The organism is Pseudoalteromonas sp. SD03, from assembly GCF_040937955.1.
In the GTDB taxonomy this organism is placed as follows: domain Bacteria; phylum Pseudomonadota; class Gammaproteobacteria; order Enterobacterales; family Alteromonadaceae; genus Pseudoalteromonas; species Pseudoalteromonas tetraodonis.
In genome coordinates this window covers 3,504,423-3,525,562 of record NZ_CP162514.1, presented here as the reverse complement: position 1 = coordinate 3,525,562, position 21,140 = coordinate 3,504,423, and the positions used below count along the sequence as shown (strand labels likewise).

Here is a 21,140-nt window from a genome sequence, read left to right as displayed (position 1 = left end):
ATATGCTAATGAATATAGTTATCATTTTCAATAACTGATTATTAATTAAAACTAAATAATGAAATGCTTAAAATGTATCTGCTGACGCATTTTTACATACAGCTATTCGCATGAAATAAAGCCATAGGTTACAATACAAACCAGCATTCACTTTCATATTGGCAATTTCAAACGCATGATTAATCAAGACACTATCGCAGCACAAGCAACCGCACCAGGACGTGGTGGGGTTGGTATTATTCGTGTTTCAGGCAGCCTAGCAAAGCAAGTCGCTGAGAAAATAGTAGGCAAAATACCTAAAGTTCGCTTTGCCGACTACGTGCCTTTTAATAACCTTGCAGGGGATCAGCTTGATCAAGGTATTGCAATTTACTTTGCCGGCCCACACTCATTTACCGGTGAAGACGTACTCGAACTTCAAGGCCATGGTGGCCCTGTTGTCCTTGATATGCTACTTAAAGAAATAAGTAAAATAGACGGTGTACGTTTAGCAAAGCCTGGTGAATTCTCTGAGCGTGCCTTTATGAACGACAAGCTTGATTTAACTCAAGCTGAAGCTATTGCAGATTTAATTAACGCAACCAGTGAGCAAGCGGCTAAAAGCGCCCTACAGTCACTTCAAGGTCAATTCTCTAAGCACATAGAAACCCTAGTAGAAAAAGTCATTCACTTACGTATGTATGTGGAAGCAGCTATTGATTTTCCTGACGAAGAAATCGATTTTTTATCAGACGGAAAAGTCGGCGGGGATTTGAATGCCATTATTGAGCAACTCAATGCGGTTACTAATCAAGCCAAACAAGGCAGCATAATGCGCGAAGGTATGCGTGTCGTTATTGCAGGTCGTCCTAATGCAGGTAAATCAAGCTTACTTAATGCATTAGCAGGACGAGAAGCGGCAATCGTAACAGAAATAGCCGGCACCACCCGCGATGTACTTCGTGAGCACATACATATAGATGGTATGCCACTACATATAATCGACACCGCAGGCCTGCGTGAAAGCCCAGATCGCGTTGAACAAATAGGTATTGAGCGTGCATGGGATGAAATAAACCAAGCCGATCGCGTGTTATTTATGCTTGATGGTACAGATACAGCCGATACCGACCCTCATGCTATTTGGCCAGAATTTATGGCTAAGTTACCCCAAGGTATGGGCGTGACCGTGATCAGAAACAAAGCCGATTTATCAGGTGATGTAGTCGGTATGGATCAAGAGCAACAATATCCGGTCATCAGTTTAAGTGCTAAAAATGCTGACGGCATAGAACTAGTGCGTGAGCACTTAAAAGCCTGTATTGGTTTTGATGGGGCCACAGAGGGTGGCTTTATGGCGCGTCGTCGTCACTTAGATGCCCTTGAGCATGCAGCCTACCACTTAGATACCGGTAAAACACAATTAGAAATGCATGTGGCCGGTGAAATTTTGGCTGAAGAACTGCGTTTAACGCAGCAGTATCTTAACGAAATAACTGGTGAATTTACCTCAGATGATCTACTTGGCAAAATATTTAGCTCGTTCTGTATCGGCAAATAGTCGAATTAATAAGTAACGATATAATTTATTAAGGGTGCTTAGGCGCCCTTTTTAATGCCTAATCTTACAATAACAACTCACCAAGCTGTGCTTTAATAATCCACTTTAAAAACCAAACAGACTACAAATACAGTTTAAGCTGCACTTATATCAGCCTCAATTGCCTTTAATAATGTACATAAAAGATGTAACAACGCTAATAATCACAGCAAATAGCGGCTAGAACGCCTTAATTTATAGAAAAAATAGCCGTAGTTATGCCTATTAAACACTCTAAAAGTGAAGCTATAGCATTGGTTATCCATGTTTGAATAGGGGGAATGATCAAGTCATAAAAACAAAACGTAGCTAAAAAATACGTTTTGTTCGTCTACACCACCAGCAAAATTCAGTTAAATATTCACTTTAGATCACTCAAATTTATTTTTTTTGCAGATCAGTTATCCACAATTGCGTGTTTTTTTGCTTCAGCGAGGAATTAAACGTCTTTAAAATGGGGAAATAAGCTGTATTTAATTAAAAAAGGGCTGTTTATAAAAAATAATAATGGTTATTTAGCCTGATCTGACTAAATAGATCATTTTTTAAAATTATTTTCGATCCCAATTTAAGGTTATCAACAAGCTTTATATCCACATTAAGATCAACAAGCATCTATACGTTTATTTTCAATCGCTGGTGGCAAATACTAAATATAAAATCAATGAGTTAGCAATAAAATTGCAACTTTAATTGATAGTTAAGCAGAGCTTTCCCCAACCTTATCAACAACTTGATCAGAAGATTACATTTAAAGATATTTTGTTAAACCTTTAATTATCAGGTAGTTAAGCAGTACATTTAAGTGAAGGCTTAAATAAGTACAAAAATAGTTATACAAAATGGCACTCTTAACTTTACTGTTATACTCACTGGGCTATCATAGGCGGCAATTAAAACTAATAGTGATCACAAATATTCATGAGTTCAGTAAATCTTATCGTTGGTAGTCAAATGGGATCCGCAGAATACGTTGCCGAGCAACTAAGCGATGCGCTTAATAGCCAAGGTATTAATACCCAACTACATGATCAACCTGAATTTAGTGAAATAGATCAGCAAAATACCATTTGGTTAATTTGTACATCAACCTATGGTGCGGGTGATTACCCAGAAAACCTTATTAACTTTGTTGATGAGTTATCTCAAGTTGATGATTTATCGCACTTAAAGTACACGGTCATTGCTTTAGGTGATACTAGTTATGACACGTATAACCTTGCAGGGCGTAATATAGATACGCTTTTAAGCCAAAAAGGCGCGATACAGTTAGCACCGCGGTTAGAACTGAATATTCTTGATGAAGCACTTCCAGAAGATACGGCCTTAGCTTGGTTAGACTCGTGGATAGCAAAAACAGGTCTAAAATAGAAAGATCAAGTAAAAAGTTATAAATAAAGTTACCCACAATTTACTAATAATTTAAAATATTTTGTGGATAAACACTGATTAAACTGCTTTTTTAACCATGCTTATCCATGGGATAAGATCGAGACTTGATCGGCCTGTGCATAACAGCCTGTTTTGATCAGAGCTTATTTGCCTGAAGATCCGATCATATTAACACCTTTAGATCCGATCTAATTATATGTTTTTAATCATGATCTAAAGCTTATCAACAGAAAAGCTGATCAGTAGTAGTAATAGTATTAAAAGATCTCTTTAAAAGATCCTTTATATTATTAGAGATCACTTACTTAGATCTTGAGCACTGTTTAATCATTTATCTTCTGCTAATTTCTAGGTAGAATACGCTCCCTTTTGAAGTTTACTGGTTTGATTTAAGTAGGATCCCATTAATGATTTTTCACGAAAATTTTGACGTTATCGTAGTAGGTGGTGGACATGCTGGCACTGAAGCCGCATTGGCAGCTGCCCGTATGGGGATGAATACCCTGCTGCTGACTCACAATATGGATACCCTTGGTCAAATGTCTTGTAACCCAGCGATTGGTGGCATTGGCAAAGGCCACTTAGTTAAAGAAATTGATGCTCTTGGTGGCGCAATGGCTCAGGCTATTGACAAAGGCGGGATCCAATTCCGTACGCTTAATTCTTCTAAAGGCCCTGCTGTACGAGCTACTCGTGCTCAAGCGGATCGTGCTTTGTACAAAGCGGCTATTCAGAACACACTTCAAAACCAAGAAAACTTAAAGATTTTTCAACAATCATGTGATGATCTTATCGTTGAAAACAACCGTGTAACAGGTGTCGTTACCCAAATGGGTCTGCGTTTCAGTGCTCCTAGTGTAGTACTAACCGTAGGCACATTCTTAGGTGGCCAAATTCATATCGGTCTTGAAAACTTTAAAGGTGGCCGTGCAGGCGATCCACCTTCAATTGCATTGGCTGATCGTTTACGCGAACTTCCATTTAGAGTGGATCGTTTAAAAACAGGCACACCACCACGTATTGATGCACGCACTGTTGATTTTTCTAGAATGCAAGAACAACCAGGTGATGCACCAACACCGGTATTCTCATTTATGGGTAAACAAAGTGATCACCCACAACAAATTCCGTGTTACATCACTTACACAAATGAAAAAACACATGATGTTATTCGCAAAAACTTACATCGCTCACCTATGTACTCAGGTGTTATCGAAGGAATAGGCCCACGTTACTGTCCGTCTATTGAAGATAAAATTGTCCGTTTTGCTGATAAAGATAAGCACCAGATATTTGTAGAGCCAGAAGGCTTAACGTCATACGAGTTATATCCTAACGGTATTTCAACCAGCTTACCGTTCGATGTGCAGTTAGAAATTGTGCAATCGATCACCGGATTTGAAAATGCACATATTTGTCGTCCTGGCTACGCTATTGAATATGACTTTTTTGATCCGCGCGACTTAAAACAATCATTAGAAACTAAATTTATTGATGGTTTATTTTTTGCTGGTCAGATTAATGGTACGACCGGTTACGAAGAAGCGGGCGCACAAGGTCTGATCGCAGGTATGAATGCGGCATTACAAGTGCAAGGCAAAGAATCGTGGACACCACGTCGTGATGAAGCCTATGTTGGCGTACTAATTGACGACCTAGCAACACTGGGTACAAAAGAACCATACCGCATGTTTACTAGCCGTGCTGAATACCGTTTGTTACTACGTGAAGACAACGCTGATATACGTTTAACTGAAAAAGGCCGTGAATTAGGTTTAGTTAATGATGAACGTTGGCAAGCATTCAACGAAAAAATGGAAGTGATCGCTAAAGAGAAACAGCGTATTAAAGACACCTGGATCCATAAAGATCATGCGGTTGTTGATCAAGTAAATGAATTACTTAAAACGCCACTTGTGCGTGAAGCCAGCTTAGAAGAATTATTACGCCGACCTGAAGTGCGTTATAACGACTTGATGGCCATTGAAGGACTCGGATCTGAGTTTACCAATAAGGCCGCCTTAGAGCAGGTTGAAATTCATACTAAGTACGCAGGTTACATTGCACGCCAGCAAGATGAGATCAATAAGCAGCTTCGTCATGAAGAAACAATTTTACCAAAAGAGTTTGATTATAAAACCGTCTCTGGTTTATCAAATGAGGTTGTTGCTAAGCTAATTGATGCTCGTCCAGACACTATTGGTCAAGCTTCGCGTATTTCTGGTATCACCCCAGCGGCGATTTCGCTATTATTAGTGTATCTGAAGAAGCAAGGCTTGTTGCGCAAAACTGCGTAACGGTAAAGGTACATTGTGTTACAGCAACAATTAACAACTTTGTTAGCGCAAACTGATATTGCGCTAACACAAAAACAACAGCAACAACTTGTTCGCTATGTCGAATTACTCGATAAGTGGAATAAAGCCTATAATTTAACCTCAGTACGTTTACCTCAAGAAATGATGGTTAAACATATAATGGATAGCTTAGTTGTTGCGCCTCACTTGACCGGTCATCATTATATTGATGTTGGCACAGGTCCTGGTTTACCGGGCATAGTGTTAGCTATTGCCTTACCCGATACGCAGTTTGTATTATTAGATAGTTTAGGTAAACGTGTACGTTTTTTAATGCATGTTAAACATGAGCTTGGCCTTGATAATGTGACCCCTGTGCAGTCAAGAGTTGAAGAATATCAACCAAGTGTTAAATTAGATGGCGTACTAAGTCGTGCATTTGCATCGTTACAAGATATGATTGACTGGTGTTCGCACTTAATCGATCATTCAGGTAAGTTCATTGCACTTAAAGGGGTATTTCCAAGTGAGGAATTAGACTCACTCCCTGCTGGTGTTAAGTTTGAGCAAAAAATTGCATTAGAAGTACCCGATTTAGATGCACAACGACATTTAATAATTCTTTCTAAAGACTAGGGATCAGAGACACTGTGGCAAAAGTCATCGCATTAGCAAATCAAAAAGGCGGAGTAGGTAAAACGACCACTGCCGTTAATCTCGCTGCATCTATGGCTGCAACGAAACGTAAAGTGCTGTTAATAGATCTCGATCCGCAAGGCAATGCGACCATGGGCAGTGGCGTCGACAAATATGGTGACGTCCCTACTATCTATGATTTACTCATAGAAGATAAGCCTATTGATGAGGTGATTATTAAAGAAACCTCAGGCGAGTATCATATGATTGCTGCAAACGGCGATGTGACCGCTGCAGAAGTTAAATTGATGGAATTATTTGCTCGCGAAGTACGCTTACGCAATGCACTTGAAAAAATTCAGGATCAGTACGAGTTTATTTTTATAGACTGCCCACCTTCTTTAAATATGTTAACCGTTAATGCCATGGCCGCTGCCGATTCTATTTTAGTCCCTATGCAATGTGAATATTATGCATTGGAAGGATTAACTGCATTAATGGATACGATTACGCAACTTGCTAAGTTAGTTAATCCTAACTTACAGATTGAAGGCATACTTCGTACTATGTACGATCCGCGTAATCGATTAGCAAATGATGTATCAGAACAATTAAAACAACATTTTGGCGATAAAGTATACCGTACGGTGATCCCACGTAATGTTCGACTTGCAGAAGCCCCAAGTTTTGGCGCACCGGCAATGTACTACGATCGAGCATCAAGTGGTGCGAAAGCGTATTTAGCTCTCGCGGGTGAAATGCTACGCAGAAAAGAAAAAACAACTCCCGTTGTCGCCTAACTTTGAGGTAAAAAAATAACATGTCTGCTAAAAAACGAGGTTTAGGCCGAGGACTCGATGCACTTTTAAGTTCATCTAAACCTGCACCAAGCGAAAGCAAGGAACACGACAGCGCCAATGTAACAAACGCAGTTGAAAATGCGGCACAGCCTAGCAACAGTGAATTACAAAAACTACCCATCGAGTTTTTACACTCAGGGAAATACCAACCTCGTAAAGACATGTCTGAAGAGGCACTTGAAGAACTCGCCAGTTCAATTCGTTCACAAGGGATAATTCAACCGATTGTTGTGCGCCCAGTTGCGCATAACAGTTATGAAATTATTGCCGGTGAACGTCGTTGGCGCGCGGCTCAAATTGCCAAGCTTGAGTTTGTACCGTGTATTATTAAAGATGTACCCGATGAAGCGGCCGTTGCTATTGCCCTAATTGAAAATATTCAGCGTGAAGACTTAAACGCCATGGAAGAAGCGATAGCGCTTAATCGCTTGCTTAATGAGTTTGAGTTAACGCATCAACAAGTGGCGGATGCAGTTGGTAAATCGCGTACGACTGTGACTAACTTATTACGCTTAAATAATCTTAATAACGATGTAAAGATTTTGTTAGAGCATGGTGACATTGAAATGGGTCACGCACGTTGCTTATTAGCACTTGAAGGTGAAGTGCAATCAGATGCAGCCCGTTTAGCTGTTGCAAAAGCATTGACCGTTCGCGAAACTGAAAAGCTAGTACGTTCTATTTTAGAGCCTGTTCCAGCAAAAGAAGTAATAGAAAAAGACCCAGATGTTAAACAGTTAGAGCAACAGCTTGCTGATAACTTAGGGGCAAAAGTAGAAATAAATTACAACAAAAAAGGCAAAGGGAAGTTGGTTATTTCTTACACTAATCTTGACGAGTTAGACGGTATTTTAAACCGTATCAATCAAGACTATTCCCACCATTAATTCATTGGATGTCTAAAAAGGGACATTTACAGCGATTTTGTGTTACAAAGCACCTACTCAAGTTGCAAAACTGGCAGGATTAAGTATAATTTCGCCAGTTTTCATACCCTGACAATTAGAGCGTCATAAAGGTTAATTAAAAGTGACTAATAAGTTAGCAGGCCCGTATAGGCTTGCCGCATTAAAATTAATTTGCCTTCAGGGATTTGTAGCCCTTTTAGCTGCACTAATAATTTTTATAGGTTGGGAAACCAATGCCGCACTTTCAGCATTAGCTGGTGGCGCTGTCGCAGTACTTCCTAACTTTGTATTTGCGCTTTATGCATTCAGATATATGGGTGCAAGTCGAGCAAATCAAGCGTATGCCTCGTTGAAACGCGGCAACGGATTAAAATTTATGCTAACAATCGTTTTGTTTGCACTAATGCTAAAGCTTTATCCGGTAGTTTTATTACCTTTCTTTTGTGCTTATGTGTTGGTGTTGTTTACAGGATTGTTTACACCCGTTTTTTTTAAACATTAACTTTTGGGATATAACATGGCTGCAGAAGAAGTTACTCTATCTAGCCATATTCAGCACCACTTAACCAATGCTAAGATGTGCTCGACCGACGCTGGTCTTGCCTTCAATAAAGCATGTACGGATAGTGGCTTCTGGACATGGCATGTAGATACCCTCGCATGGTCTATCGGACTAGGTCTAATATTTTTATGGATCTTCCGTAGTGCCGCAAAAAAATCAACTCTGGGTGTACCTGGGAAATTTCAGTGTTTCATTGAAATGGTTGTTGAGTTCGTTGGCGACAACGTACGCGATACCTTCCACGGTAAAAGTAAGCTAATTGCACCATTAGCATTAACAATATTCGTGTGGATATTCTTAATGAACTTAATGGATTTAATCCCAGTTGACTTCCTACCAGCATTTGCCGGCTTTGTTGGCGAAACTGCGTTTGGTATGGATTCACACGACGTATACATGAAAATTGTACCAACTACAGATATCAACATGACAGCAGCACTTGCGCTGGGCGTGTTCATTCTAATGATTGGTTACTCAATAAAAATAAAGGGTATCGGCGGTTTTATTAAAGAACTAACACTTCATCCGTTTAGTTCAAACAATACAGCTATGCAGATTCTTTTAATCCCATTTAACCTATTACTAGAGCTTATCGCATTGGTTTCTAAGCCGTTTTCACTGGCACTGCGTTTGTTCGGTAACTTATATGCAGGTGAGTTAATCTTCATCCTTATCGGTGCAATAGGTTTAATGCAACTACCGTTGCACTTTGTATGGGCTGTATTCCATATCTTGGTAATTGTATTGCAAGCATTCGTATTTATGATGCTTACAATCGTATACCTAAGCATGGCAAGTTCGGATAATCACTAATTTATAACTTTTAATTTTTACTTTTAATTACAATTGAAACTTTGGAGAAAAAAATGGAACTAGTATTAGGTCTTAAGTACATCGCAGTAGCTTTACTTATCGGCTTCGGTGCAATCGGTACAGCAATCGGTTTTGGTAACATGGGCGGTAAATTCCTTGAAGCATGTGCGCGTCAACCTGAGCTTGCACCATCGCTACAAGTTAAAATGTTTATCCTTGCTGGTCTAATCGATGCTGTAGCAATGATTGGTGTTGGTATCGCGATGGTATTGTTGTTCGTACTTTAATTTTATTTTTTGAACAGCTTACTATTTAAGGAGGAGCGGTTGTGAACTTAAACGCCACTCTTATCGGTGAATTAATTGCGTTTACGGTGTTCGTATTATTTTGTATGAAATACGTATGGCCACCACTAAACGGTGCAATTGAAGCTCGCCAGAAGAAAATCGAAGATGGTTTAGCTGCCTCTGATAGAGCCGAAAAAGACTTAGAACTTGCGCAACACAAAGCTGCAGAACAGCTTAAAGATGCAAAGGCTCAAGCGGCTGATATCATTGAACAAGCTAAAAAGCGTGCCGTGCTAATTGTTGACGAAGAAACTGTTCGTGGTCAGCAAGAGCGTGAAAAAATTATTGCTCAAGGGCACTCTGAAATTGAATCAGAGCGTAACCGTGTGACAGAAGAGCTACGTAAGAAAGTAGCAACTCTGGCTGTGGTTGGCGCAGAAAGAATTTTAGAGCGCGAAATCAATCAAGCCGCACATAGTGACATCGTTGAAAAACTTGTCGCTGAGCTGTAATTAGGAGGGTATGAGCATGTCTGAATTGACTACTATCGCTCGCCCATACGCTAAAGCGGCTTTTGAACTTGCCGTTGAAAAAGGCACCATTGAAAGTTGGAATGACATGTTGTTCTTTGCTGGCCACGTTGCCAGCAATGAACAGGCATCAACCATTTTAGCTGGATTGCCTACTGCTACTGCACAAGCTGAGTTATTTATTAACTTATGTGGTGAGCAGCTCAACGAACAAGGTCAGAACCTAGTTAAGGTGATGGCTGAAAATGGACGTTTGATTGCACTACCTGAAGTTGCTCATTTATTTTATGCTTTAAAAGCAGACTATGACAAAGAAATCGATATTGACGTGATTTCGGCAACGCCTCTTGCTGCAGCGCAGCAAGAATCATTGGTAGCGGCACTTGAAAAACGTTTCGCACGCAAAGTTAAGCTGAATTGTAGTGAAGACGCTACAGTTGTTGGCGGCCTTATTATCAAGGCAGGCGACACTGTAATTGACGGCTCTTTACGCGGTAAATTAAATCGCTTAGCCACAACACTACAATCGTAATTGGGAAAAAGAGCATGCAACTTAATTCCACTGAAATTTCAGATCTGATCAAACAACGTATTGAGAAGTTCGAAGTTGTAAGTGAAGCTCGTAACGAAGGTACAATTGTATCTGTTACTGACGGTATCATTCGCATCCACGGTCTAGCTGACTGTATGCAAGGTGAGATGATTGAGCTTCCTGGCAACCGTTATGCTATCGCACTAAACCTTGAGCGCGACTCAATTGGTGCAGTAGTAATGGGTCCTTACGCTGACCTTACAGAAGGCGTAAAAGTATACACAACTGGTCGTATTTTAGAAGTGCCTGTTGGTGCGGGTCTACTTGGTCGTGTTGTTAACACACTAGGTGCTCCTATCGATGGTAAAGGCGCTTTAGATAACGACGGTTATGAACCTGTAGAAAAAATTGCACCAGGTGTAATCGAGCGTCAATCAGTAGATGAGCCAGTGCAAACTGGTTACAAATCTATCGATGCTATGATCCCAGTTGGTCGTGGTCAGCGTGAGCTTGTTATCGGTGACCGCCAAACAGGTAAAACTGCACTAGCAATCGATGCAATCATCAACCAAAAAGACACAGGCGTTAAGTGTGTGTACGTAGCGGTTGGTCAAAAAGCATCTACTATTGCTAACGTAGTACGTAAATTAGAAGAGCACGGTGCACTTGCAAATACTATCGTAGTTGTAGCATCTGCTTCTGAATCTGCGGCACTTCAGTACTTAGCACCGTTCTCGGGCTGTACTATGGGTGAATACTTCCGTGACCGTGGTGAAAACGCATTAATCGTATATGATGATTTATCTAAGCAAGCTGTTGCTTACCGTCAAATCTCATTGCTACTTAAGCGTCCACCAGGCCGTGAAGCATACCCAGGTGACGTATTCTACCTTCACTCGCGTCTTTTAGAGCGTGCATCACGTGTAAACACTGATTACGTTGAAAAATTCACTAACGGTGAAGTGAAAGGTAAAACAGGTTCATTGACGGCATTGCCTATCATTGAAACTCAAGGCGGCGACGTTTCTGCGTTCGTACCGACAAACGTTATCTCTATCACCGATGGTCAGATCTTCTTAGAAACTGACTTATTCAACTCAGGTATCCGTCCGGCAGTAAATGCTGGTATCTCGGTATCGCGTGTTGGTGGTGCTGCACAAACTAAAATCGTTAAGAAACTAGGTGGCGGTATCCGTCTAGCCCTAGCTCAGTACCGTGAATTAGCTGCGTTCTCGCAGTTCGCGTCTGACCTTGATGATGCTACTCGTGCTCAACTTGAGCATGGTGAGCGTGTAACAGAGCTAATGAAGCAGAAACAGTACGCGCCAATGTCTGTTGCTGAAATGTCTTTGTCGTTATTCGCAGCTGAGAAAGGTTACTTAAAAGACATCGAAATCGCTAAAATTATGGATTTCGAAGCGGCTTTACTTTCTTACGCAAATAGCACATACGCAGAGCTTATGGCTCAAATCAATGAAACTGGTAACTACAACGCCGAGATCGAAGCGCAGCTTAAAGAACTTCTAGAGAAGTTCAAGTCTACGCAAACTTGGTAATTTAGTTATTAATGGTGTGCTTTATATCTTAAAGCACACCTTGATTCGGAGAGAGAGTCATGGCCAGCGGAAAAGAGATTAAAAGCAAGATCGGCAGTATTAAAAATACTCAAAAGATCACTAGCGCAATGGAAATGGTTGCTGCGTCTAAAATGAAAAAGGCGCAAGAACGAGTGGCTTCAAGCCGTCCATACGCTGAAAAATTACGTAAAGTGATTGGTCGTGTTGCTCAAGCAAATCTTGATTTTACTCACCCGTTCTTAGAAGAACGTGAAGTAAAACGAGTTGGTTATATTGTTATCTCTACTGACCGTGGTCTGTGTGGCGGTTTAAACTCAAACGAGTTTAAAAAAGTCGCATTAGAGATTAAAGCGTGGAAAGAAAAAGGCGTAGATGCTGATTTTGCTACTTTAGGTAGTAAAGCAGCTGGCTTCTTTCAACGTTTTGGTGGTCAAGTACTTGCTAAAAAAGCAGGTCTTGGAGATAAGCCTTCAGTACAGGACGTAATTGGTCCAGTAAAAATAATGCTAGATGCATTCTCTGAAGGTAAAATTGACCGTTTATTCCTGGTATATAACAACTTTGTTAATACCATGAAGCAAGAGCCAATAGTAGATCAGTTACTCCCTTTGCCAAAAGCTGAAGAAGAAGTATCTACACATGCGTGGGATTACTTATATGAACCAAACCCAGAGGCTATTTTAGAGTCTTTGTTAGTACGTTTCATTGAGTCTCAAGTATACCAAGGTGTAGTTGAAAACGCTGCCTCTGAACAGGCTGCCCGCATGGTTGCAATGAAAGCTGCAACTGATAATGCCGGTGACCTTATGGATGAGTTACAGCTTGTATATAACAAAGCTCGCCAAGCAGCAATCACACAAGAAATTAGTGAGATTTGTTCTGGTTCAGCAGCAGTTTAATGCTTCAGGCAAAGATTAACGAGAGGAATAGACATGAGTTTAGGTAAGGTCGTCCAAATTATCGGCGCCGTTGTGGATATCGAATTTCCACAAGACAGCGTGCCAGCCGTATATGACGCGCTAAAAGTAACAGATGGCGATTTAGCTGGTTTGACTTTAGAAGTTCAACAGCAGCTAGGTGGCGGTGTGGTACGTACTATCGCACTAGGTACTACAGACGGTTTACGTCGTGGTGCTGCAGTAGCAAACACAGGCGAAGCAATTCAAGTTCCAGTTGGTACTAAGACCCTAGGTCGTATCATGAACGTACTTGGTGAGCCAATTGATGAAGCAGGTCCAATCGGTGAAGACGAGCGTATGTCTATCCACCGTGCAGCACCTACTTACGAAGAGCAATCAAGCTCAGTAGAACTTTTAGAAACGGGTATCAAGGTAATCGACCTTGTATGTCCATTCGCTAAAGGTGGTAAAGTTGGTTTATTCGGTGGTGCCGGTGTTGGTAAAACCGTAAACATGATGGAACTTATCCGTAACATCGCAATCGAGCACAGCGGTTACTCAGTATTCGCAGGTGTTGGTGAGCGTACTCGTGAGGGTAACGATTTCTACCATGAAATGAACGATTCAAACGTACTTGATAAAGTATCGCTTGTATACGGTCAGATGAACGAGCCACCGGGTAACCGTTTACGCGTAGCGTTAACAGGTCTTACTATGGCTGAGAAGTTCCGTGACGAAGGTCGTGACGTACTTTTCTTCGTAGATAACATCTACCGTTACACACTTGCGGGTACAGAAGTATCAGCACTTCTTGGTCGTATGCCATCAGCGGTAGGTTACCAGCCTACACTTGCTGAAGAAATGGGTGTACTTCAAGAGCGTATCGCATCTACTAAGACGGGTTCAATTACTTCAATCCAAGCGGTATACGTACCTGCGGATGATTTAACGGATCCATCTCCAGCAACAACGTTTGCTCACTTAGATGCAACAGTGGTACTTTCACGTGATATCGCATCACTAGGTATCTACCCAGCGGTAGACCCTCTTGATTCATCTTCACGTCAGCTTGATCCACAAGTAATCGGTGAAGAGCACTACGGTATAGCGCGCGGCGTTCAAACAGTTCTTCAGCGTTACAAAGAGCTTAAAGACATCATCGCGATTCTAGGTATGGACGAGCTTTCTGACGAAGATAAGCAACTTGTATCTCGTGCACGTAAAATCCAGCGTTTCCTATCTCAGCCATTCTTCGTGGCAGAGGTATTTACAGGTGCGCCAGGTAAATACGTTTCACTTAAAGACACAATTGCAGGCTTCAAAGGTATCTTAAACGGTGAGTTTGATGATATGCCAGAGCAAGCGTTCTACATGGTTGGCTCTATCGAAGAAGCTCAAGAAAAAGCCAAAAGCATGTAATTAGGAGGGTAGTATGGCAGCTATGACTGTACATCTTGATGTAGTAAGTGCTGAAGAGAAATTATTTTCTGGTTTAGTAGAATCTATTCAAGTATCTGGTAGTGAAGGTGAGTTAGGTGTTAACGCCGGTCACGCCCCACTACTAACTGCCCTTAAACCTGGTATGGTACGTTTAGTTAAGCAATTTGGTGAAGAAGAACTCATCTATATTGCTGGCGGTACACTAGAAGTTCAACCGAACATAGTGACCGTACTTGCTGATACAGCTGTTCGTGGTGAAGACCTGGACGAGAAAGCTGCAGAGCAAGCTAAGCGTGACGCTGAAGCCCAAATGGCAAAAGGCGCATCTGCTGAACTTGATTACAATCAAGCAGCAATGCAACTAGCTGAAGCAATTGCTCAGCTACGCATTATTCAGCAATTACGTAAAAAGTAAGCCTATCTGGTTTTTAAAAGCCCACTTTATGTGGGCTTTTTTGTGCCACTAACTAACTACTTCAGCCTATCTGTAAATAAATTGATCGTTATGGCTAATATCTCATCATTATTACTTATATCTGCACGCGATCCTCGCTACAATAACCCTATTCTATTAGGTGTTACTTTGCTTAAGTTAAGATTCAGTAGTCATTGCTTAGCCTACTGAGTATTTGCACATGATGTGACTTACGTAATCTACTATGCAGCACACTTATTCTATTAAGCTAAAACAACGGAAAAAGGAAATTGTTTTAATGTCTTTAACAACGGTTATTCTTGCAGCGGGTAAAGGTACTCGTATGCGCTCTGCTCTTCCTAAGGTACTGCATAAAGTGGCAGGTAAACCTATGGTGCAACACGTTATCGATAATGCCAACGCGCTAGGTGCTACATCGACTAACTTAGTTTATGGTCATGGCGGCGAACTATTACAACAACAATTAGCCGATAATAACGTAAATTGGGTACTGCAAGCTGAGCAGCTAGGTACAGGCCACGCAGTGGCACAAGCAAACCCTCATATTAACGACGACGATACCGTACTGGTTTTATACGGTGACGTACCTTTAACTAAGCAATCGACACTTGAACGTTTATTAGCAGCAACACCTAAAAATGGCTTAGCAGTATTAACCGTTAATCTAGCAAACCCAAATGGTTATGGGCGTATGCTACGTGTTGATGGCAAGCTAGTGGGTATTGTTGAACAAAAAGATGCCAATGCAGAGCAGTTACTTATTAACGAAGTAAACACCGGCATTATGGCGGTAAATGGTAAGCTTTTAAAAACATGGTTAGGTAATTTGTCTAACAATAATGCCCAAGGCGAATACTACCTAACAGATATAGTCGCTATGGCGCACAGTGAAGGTGTAGAAATTACATCAGCACAACCAGATCACCCAATGGAAGTTGAAGGTGCAAATAACCGCGTACAACTTGCAGGATTAGAGCGTGCTTATCAAGCATGGCAAGCAGAAGAGCTGATGCTAAATGGTGCAACTCTTGCCGACCCTGCTCGCATAGATGTACGTGGCGACGTTAAAACAGGTGAAGATGTCCTCATAGATATCAACGTTATTTTTGAAGGTACAGTAACCTTAGGTAATAACGTACAAATTGGCCCTAACTGCGTACTTAAAAACTGTAGCATCGGCGATAATGTTGTTATTAAAGCCAATACATTGATTGAAGATGCATCAGTTGCGGCTAAATGTACACTCGGTCCATACGCCCGCCTTCGCCCAGGTGCAATAATGGAAGAAGACTCTCACATTGGCAACTTTGTCGAAATGAAAAAAACCCGTTTAGGTAAAGGCTCTAAAGCAAACCACTTAAGTTACTTAGGTGATGCTGAAATTGGCGAGAAAGTGAATATTGGCGCAGGCACGATTACCTGTAACTACGATGGTGTGAATAAAGCGAAAACCATTATTGGCGATAATGCCTTTATTGGCTCTAACTCATCACTGGTTGCTCCTGTAAATATTGGTGCTACAGCAACTGTAGGTGCAGGTTCTGTTATTACCAATACCGTCGCGGATGATCAGTTAGCCGTAGCACGTGGCAAGCAACGCAATTTAGATGGTTGGAAACGCCCAGTTAAAAAATAGTAATGACCATTACTTATTAAATATTTAAAGCGAGTTTTATAACTCGCTTTTTTATTGCCTAAATATTCTTAATTAATTAGATTATTCAATGACGGATTAAAATATAACTCAAGGAGGGTGCTACATGTCAGCTTATGCTCGCCGGGCAATTGTTGAAAGACAACTCGAAAGCCAGTTAAGAAGTGTTCTATCAGTAATAGTCTTATTTTAATTCAAATAAACTCAACTATTTTACCTTTAGCTATAGTTGTGACGGTTGGACTTCTTTTTACGTACTTTTTTCAGATACATCTGAGTACTCGGAGTTTTTAGCTCTCCAGCTTGTTAAGATTGAAAACAAATTAAAAGAAAAGTCTATTTTTATTAATAGTAAAAGAGAAGATTTTAATAAAGCACTGAGTGAAGATTCTTATGGAGTATTCGGTACATTATTTGGGGTTCCGAGCATAAAAATATTATGAAAATATTTAAATGGGAAAAAGTAAGTGAGAGTGATAGAAACTTCGCTTTTAAAGAATTATGTATAAATTTGTTAGGGCCTATCGTAATTTGCATTCTTTGCTTTGCTCTAATTTATACCGTCATATCAGAAATTAGTTTACTGGAAGATGTTGGGTCTAGTTCTTTTATTAAAGAAAAAAGTGGAAAGGTTCTTTTACTTTTTTTCTTTTTCCCTTTTTCTTTATTTTTTTTAGCTTCTATTCAGAAGTTATTAAATTATAAATCTGAATACTTAATGGCAGGTTTTGTTAAAGGGTTGTTTATTGCATTATCTTTATTTTTTTTGCTAGTAATCCCCTTTAACTTGTATGTAGAGTCATATATAAAAAGCAATGGCTATACTTATTGTAATTGGTATACACAACCTTCAGTTCGTGCCCCTGATGTTTGGTTGAAAAACGATGAGTTATGCTTACAAGATGGTTCTGTAATCACTAGTGATATTTATGATTGGTTTGAAATGCATAATGAAAAAAGAATTGAGCCAACACTTAATGAACTTGAAGTTTTTATACAAGAAACTAGAGCAGAGTATAATCGTTAAAATTAACTCAAAATTGCTGCTGTCATTTTTATTTAAAATAACCAGATAAGCTAAATAATTTTATAAAAGGATTCTTCTGGCTTCCAGAGGTAAATTTCACCCTAATAAAAATGAGCTATAAACAATGCCTATTTTAGAATGGGAAAAATCCGAGGAACGTTTTACAGAACAAAGCTTCGAGCATAAATTAACTGTTGTGATAGGCCTGTTTGCTTTTATATTATTTACAATTGCTTTATTTTATTTCTCTTATTATGGGTTTGTTGAAAATGTTTATTTTGATGAGTCGCTTTATTATATTCGAGAAAGCGGCTTGTTGGCTCCGATAATAGTAATGGCTCCATTTCCTGTTTTAATGACAATTGCAGGTTTACAAAAAGTATTGAACTTCCGCAATGAAAAAACAATAAGGTTAATGGTAAAGCTTATGCTGCGCGCAATACCTTTATATATAATTTTATCTATTGCTAATAGTTTTTATATTGAGTCTAAATTAACACTCGAGGGATATAGCTTTTGTAATTGGTATACCAGTCCATCATTAAGAGGTCCCGATGTTTGGCTAAAAAATGATGAATTATGCCTACAGGGTGGTTCCGTCATAATCAGTGATGTTACCGATTGGTTTGAACAGAAAAACCAACAAGGTATTGAACCTTCCGTTGATGAGTTAAAAGAGTTTATAAAAATAACTCGAAAAATGCGCGATGATTATATAAATAATATGTAGCGGCCAGTCCGTTTTAATGAGTAACAGGCCAAGCCCTATTAAAGCGAGTTTTATAACTCGCTTTTTTATTGCCTAGCTACAACTCGAATAACGACGGCCAATACGAATCGCTTTATGTCTATGGCGCACGCTCATTTACCATTTGGGATAGCAATGGGCTGGTGGTGTTTGACTCAGGCGATCAAATTGCACGAGTAACCGCTTCTGCTCATGGCAATGCATTCAATAATAACGAAGATGAAAACAAAGGCGATACTCGCTCAGATGATAAAGGGGCGGAACCCGAAGCGCTAACATTAGGTAAGGTTGGCGATAGGTTGTTTGCTTTTGTTGGCTTAGAGCGTATGGGCGCAATAATGGTGTTTGATATAACCAACCTTACAATGTGAAATTTCAAGATTACTTCTATAATCGTGGTTTAGAACCAAGTGCAGATATAAGTGGCGACCTTGCTCCTGAAGGAATTACATTTGTTCCTGCAGCGCAAAGTGCAACAAACGAAGCACTGCTTATAGTCGGTAATGAAATCTCAGGCTCAATTGCCGTATGGGAAATAACAACTCAGTAATTAGTAAAGTTTTAAGTAAAAGCGATGTAGCGGTTATCTATAAATCGCTTTTACTTCCTCCCCTCTCAATAATCATGCCTTATGTGAATGCTTTTTAATCAAAAACAGCCCTGTAGCCCTTTTTTTGTATGGTTATTGTACTAAATTGAAATTAATTTAATAAAACTGAAATAAAGCATTGACCCTCTCCAGAATATCCCTATAATGCGCATCCACTGACCCGGCAGGCAGCAATGAAAAGCGCTGAACAAACGGTAAGTGAGTCGAGTAAAACTTAGCTTTTAAATCTTTTAAAAGAAACTAAAAATTAAGTGTTGACAAAAAAATAGGAAGGCGTAATATGCGCAGCCCTGGCGAGATAAAGTTAAACGCTTTAATCGCAACGTTCTTTAACAATATAAAGCAATCATCTGTGTGGGCACTCGTACAGATTGAGTTCTAACAGCCAAGCTACTTAGGTAGTGAGGCAAACAAATTTAGAGTCTCAATCGAAACTGAGTGACCAACAGAATAATTACTTAGGTAGTTATTCAGCACAGTCAATTCAATATCGAAAGATATTAAATAAATTCAGAATTCATTGAGCTGTCGAAAGACATAAAACTTTTTAATTGAAGAGTTTGATCATGGCTCAGATTGAACGCTGGCGGCAGGCCTAACACATGCAAGTCGAGCGGTAACATTTCTAGCTTGCTAGAAGATGACGAGCGGCGGACGGGTGAGTAATGCTTGGGAACATGCCTTGAGGTGGGGGACAACAGTTGGAAACGACTGCTAATACCGCATAATGTCTACGGACCAAAGGGGGCTTCGGCTCTCGCCTTTAGATTGGCCCAAGTGGGATTAGCTAGTTGGTGAGGTAATGGCTCACCAAGGCGACGATCCCTAGCTGGTTTGAGAGGATGATCAGCCACACTGGGACTGAGACACGGCCCAGACTCCTACGGGAGGCAGCAGTGGGGAATATTGCACAATGGGCGCAAGCCTGATGCAGCCATGCCGCGTGTGTGAAGAAGGCCTTCGGGTTGTAAAGCACTTTCAGTCAGGAGGAAAGGTTAGTAGTTAATACCTGCTAGCTGTGACGTTACTGACAGAAGAAGCACCGGCTAACTCCGTGCCAGCAGCCGCGGTAATACGGAGGGTGCGAGCGTTAATCGGAATTACTGGGCGTAAAGCGTACGCAGGCGGTTTGTTAAGCGAGATGTGAAAGCCCCGGGCTCAACCTGGGAACTGCATTTCGAACTGGCAAACTAGAGTGTGATAGAGGGTGGTAGAATTTCAGGTGTAGCGGTGAAATGCGTAGAGATCTGAAGGAATACCGATGGCGAAGGCAGCCACCTGGGTCAACACTGACGCTCATGTACGAAAGCGTGGGGAGCAAACAGGATTAGATACCCTGGTAGTCCACGCCGTAAACGATGTCTACTAGAAGCTCGGAACCTCGGTTCTGTTTTTCAAAGCTAACGCATTAAGTAGACCGCCTGGGGAGTACGGCCGCAAGGTTAAAACTCAAATGAATTGACGGGGGCCCGCACAAGCGGTGGAGCATGTGGTTTAATTCGATGCAACGCGAAGAACCTTACCTACACTTGACATACAGAGAACTTACTAGAGATAGTTTGGTGCCTTCGGGAACTCTGATACAGGTGCTGCATGGCTGTCGTCAGCTCGTGTTGTGAGATGTTGGGTTAAGTCCCGCAACGAGCGCAACCCCTATCCTTAGTTGCTAGCAGGTAATGCTGAGAACTCTAAGGAGACTGCCGGTGATAAACCGGAGGAAGGTGGGGACGACGTCAAGTCATCATGGCCCTTACGTGTAGGGCTACACACGTGCTACAATGGCGCATACAGAGTGCTGCGAACTCGCGAGAGTAAGCGAATCACTTAAAGTGCGTCGTAGTCCGGATTGGAGTCTGCAACTCGACTCCATGAAGTCGGAATCGCTAGTAATCGCGTATCAGAATGACGCGGTGAATACGTTCCCGGGCCTTGTACACACCGCCCGTCACACCATGGGAGTGGGTTGCTCCAGAAGTAGATAGTCTAACCCTCGGGAGGACGTTTACCACGGAGTGATTCATGACTGGGGTGAAGTCGTAACAAGGTAGCCCTAGGGGAACCTGGGGCTGGATCACCTCCTTATACGATTTAGAACTTATTTGTTCGTAGTGTCCACACAGATGATTGTTAGTTAGTTTTACCCTTTGGGTTTACTAATTAATATGCTCTTTAAAAATTTGGAAAAGCTGATAATAAAATTCGTATGAATACATTGTATTTGTACAGAGTTTTCAAAAGTAAAAAAGAATGATAGCAGTATCATTCAGTGCCATTTAATAAACGTTTAACGTTTGTTGATTGGTATCTACTTTAGTATTCAATATTAACTTCTGGCGAAGTTAAACTGTCACAA

At 40.8% G+C, this 21,140-nt stretch carries 18 protein-coding genes, 1 rRNA gene and 1 pseudogene; all 20 read left to right on the top strand.

The features are described from left to right. Nucleotides 1-175: 175 nt before the first annotated feature. Nucleotides 176-1,540: a tRNA uridine-5-carboxymethylaminomethyl(34) synthesis GTPase MnmE gene (gene mnmE / locus ABZP26_RS16415; RefSeq protein ID WP_013466273.1), complete on the top strand. Its 1,365-nt coding sequence runs from the start codon at nucleotides 176-178 to the stop codon at nucleotides 1,538-1,540. A gap of 960 nt (nucleotides 1,541-2,500) precedes the next feature. Continuing rightward, entirely contained in the window at nucleotides 2,501-2,950 is a 450-nt protein-coding gene (locus tag ABZP26_RS16410) for a flavodoxin domain-containing protein (RefSeq protein WP_024601476.1), read from the top strand. A gap of 428 nt (nucleotides 2,951-3,378) precedes the next feature. Further along, on the top strand, nucleotides 3,379-5,268 hold the full coding sequence (gene mnmG, locus ABZP26_RS16405; RefSeq protein WP_368485181.1) for a tRNA uridine-5-carboxymethylaminomethyl(34) synthesis enzyme MnmG: 1,890 nt from the start codon (nucleotides 3,379-3,381) through the stop codon (nucleotides 5,266-5,268). Nucleotides 5,269-5,283: 15 nt separating this feature from the next. Then, nucleotides 5,284-5,904, top strand: a complete 621-nt coding sequence (gene rsmG / locus ABZP26_RS16400) for a 16S rRNA (guanine(527)-N(7))-methyltransferase RsmG (protein ID WP_008464169.1) — start codon at nucleotides 5,284-5,286, stop codon at nucleotides 5,902-5,904. A gap of 14 nt (nucleotides 5,905-5,918) precedes the next feature. Further along, a complete protein-coding gene (locus ABZP26_RS16395) occupies nucleotides 5,919-6,704 on the top strand; it encodes a ParA family protein (RefSeq protein ID WP_008112117.1) in 786 nt (261 codons plus the stop codon). 20 nt (nucleotides 6,705-6,724) lie between these two features. Continuing rightward, the gene (locus ABZP26_RS16390; RefSeq protein ID WP_058155429.1) at nucleotides 6,725-7,651 is read left to right on the top strand and encodes a ParB/RepB/Spo0J family partition protein; all 927 of its coding nucleotides are present in this window, start codon (nucleotides 6,725-6,727) and stop codon (nucleotides 7,649-7,651) included. 142 nt (nucleotides 7,652-7,793) lie between these two features. Then, nucleotides 7,794-8,174 carry an ATP synthase subunit I gene (locus tag ABZP26_RS16385; RefSeq protein WP_013466267.1) on the top strand — a complete coding sequence of 127 codons (381 nt, stop codon included), beginning with the start codon at nucleotides 7,794-7,796 and terminating at the stop codon, nucleotides 8,172-8,174. Between the two features lie 15 nt (nucleotides 8,175-8,189). Then, complete coding sequence (gene atpB, locus ABZP26_RS16380; RefSeq protein WP_013466266.1) at nucleotides 8,190-9,047, top strand: F0F1 ATP synthase subunit A; 858 nt, start codon at nucleotides 8,190-8,192, stop codon at nucleotides 9,045-9,047. Nucleotides 9,048-9,100: 53 nt separating this feature from the next. Continuing rightward, nucleotides 9,101-9,334 (top strand): F0F1 ATP synthase subunit C, encoded by a 234-nt coding sequence (gene atpE, locus ABZP26_RS16375; protein WP_004335261.1) that lies wholly within the window; start codon nucleotides 9,101-9,103, stop codon nucleotides 9,332-9,334. A gap of 41 nt (nucleotides 9,335-9,375) precedes the next feature. Further along, the gene (atpF, locus tag ABZP26_RS16370; RefSeq protein ID WP_013466265.1) at nucleotides 9,376-9,846 is read left to right on the top strand and encodes a F0F1 ATP synthase subunit B; all 471 of its coding nucleotides are present in this window, start codon (nucleotides 9,376-9,378) and stop codon (nucleotides 9,844-9,846) included. A 16-nt stretch (nucleotides 9,847-9,862) separates the two neighbouring features. Continuing rightward, on the top strand, nucleotides 9,863-10,396 hold the full coding sequence (gene atpH / locus ABZP26_RS16365) for a F0F1 ATP synthase subunit delta (protein ID WP_368485180.1): 534 nt from the start codon (nucleotides 9,863-9,865) through the stop codon (nucleotides 10,394-10,396). A gap of 14 nt (nucleotides 10,397-10,410) precedes the next feature. Beyond that, the gene (atpA, locus tag ABZP26_RS16360) at nucleotides 10,411-11,952 is read left to right on the top strand and encodes a F0F1 ATP synthase subunit alpha (protein ID WP_368485179.1); all 1,542 of its coding nucleotides are present in this window, start codon (nucleotides 10,411-10,413) and stop codon (nucleotides 11,950-11,952) included. Between the two features lie 59 nt (nucleotides 11,953-12,011). Continuing rightward, complete coding sequence (gene atpG / locus ABZP26_RS16355; protein WP_008464174.1) at nucleotides 12,012-12,872, top strand: F0F1 ATP synthase subunit gamma; 861 nt, start codon at nucleotides 12,012-12,014, stop codon at nucleotides 12,870-12,872. 33 nt (nucleotides 12,873-12,905) lie between these two features. Further along, nucleotides 12,906-14,291, top strand: a complete 1,386-nt coding sequence (gene atpD, locus ABZP26_RS16350; RefSeq protein ID WP_008464175.1) for a F0F1 ATP synthase subunit beta — start codon at nucleotides 12,906-12,908, stop codon at nucleotides 14,289-14,291. 13 nt (nucleotides 14,292-14,304) lie between these two features. Beyond that, the gene (locus ABZP26_RS16345; RefSeq protein WP_008464176.1) at nucleotides 14,305-14,727 is read left to right on the top strand and encodes a F0F1 ATP synthase subunit epsilon; all 423 of its coding nucleotides are present in this window, start codon (nucleotides 14,305-14,307) and stop codon (nucleotides 14,725-14,727) included. Between the two features lie 298 nt (nucleotides 14,728-15,025). Further along, entirely contained in the window at nucleotides 15,026-16,384 is a 1,359-nt protein-coding gene (gene glmU, locus ABZP26_RS16340; RefSeq protein ID WP_096038891.1) for a bifunctional UDP-N-acetylglucosamine diphosphorylase/glucosamine-1-phosphate N-acetyltransferase GlmU, read from the top strand. Nucleotides 16,385-16,841: 457 nt separating this feature from the next. Then, the gene (locus ABZP26_RS16335; RefSeq protein ID WP_244186365.1) at nucleotides 16,842-17,429 is read left to right on the top strand and encodes a DUF1240 domain-containing protein; all 588 of its coding nucleotides are present in this window, start codon (nucleotides 16,842-16,844) and stop codon (nucleotides 17,427-17,429) included. Between the two features lie 124 nt (nucleotides 17,430-17,553). Continuing rightward, nucleotides 17,554-18,159: a DUF1240 domain-containing protein gene (locus ABZP26_RS16330; protein WP_096038890.1), complete on the top strand. Its 606-nt coding sequence runs from the start codon at nucleotides 17,554-17,556 to the stop codon at nucleotides 18,157-18,159. 80 nt (nucleotides 18,160-18,239) lie between these two features. Then, a pseudogene (locus ABZP26_RS16325) lies at nucleotides 18,240-18,727 on the top strand (collagen-like protein); the annotation flags it as partial. Between the two features lie 608 nt (nucleotides 18,728-19,335). Beyond that, a 16S ribosomal RNA gene (locus tag ABZP26_RS16320) occupies nucleotides 19,336-20,869 on the top strand. Nucleotides 20,870-21,140: the final 271 nt, after the last annotated feature.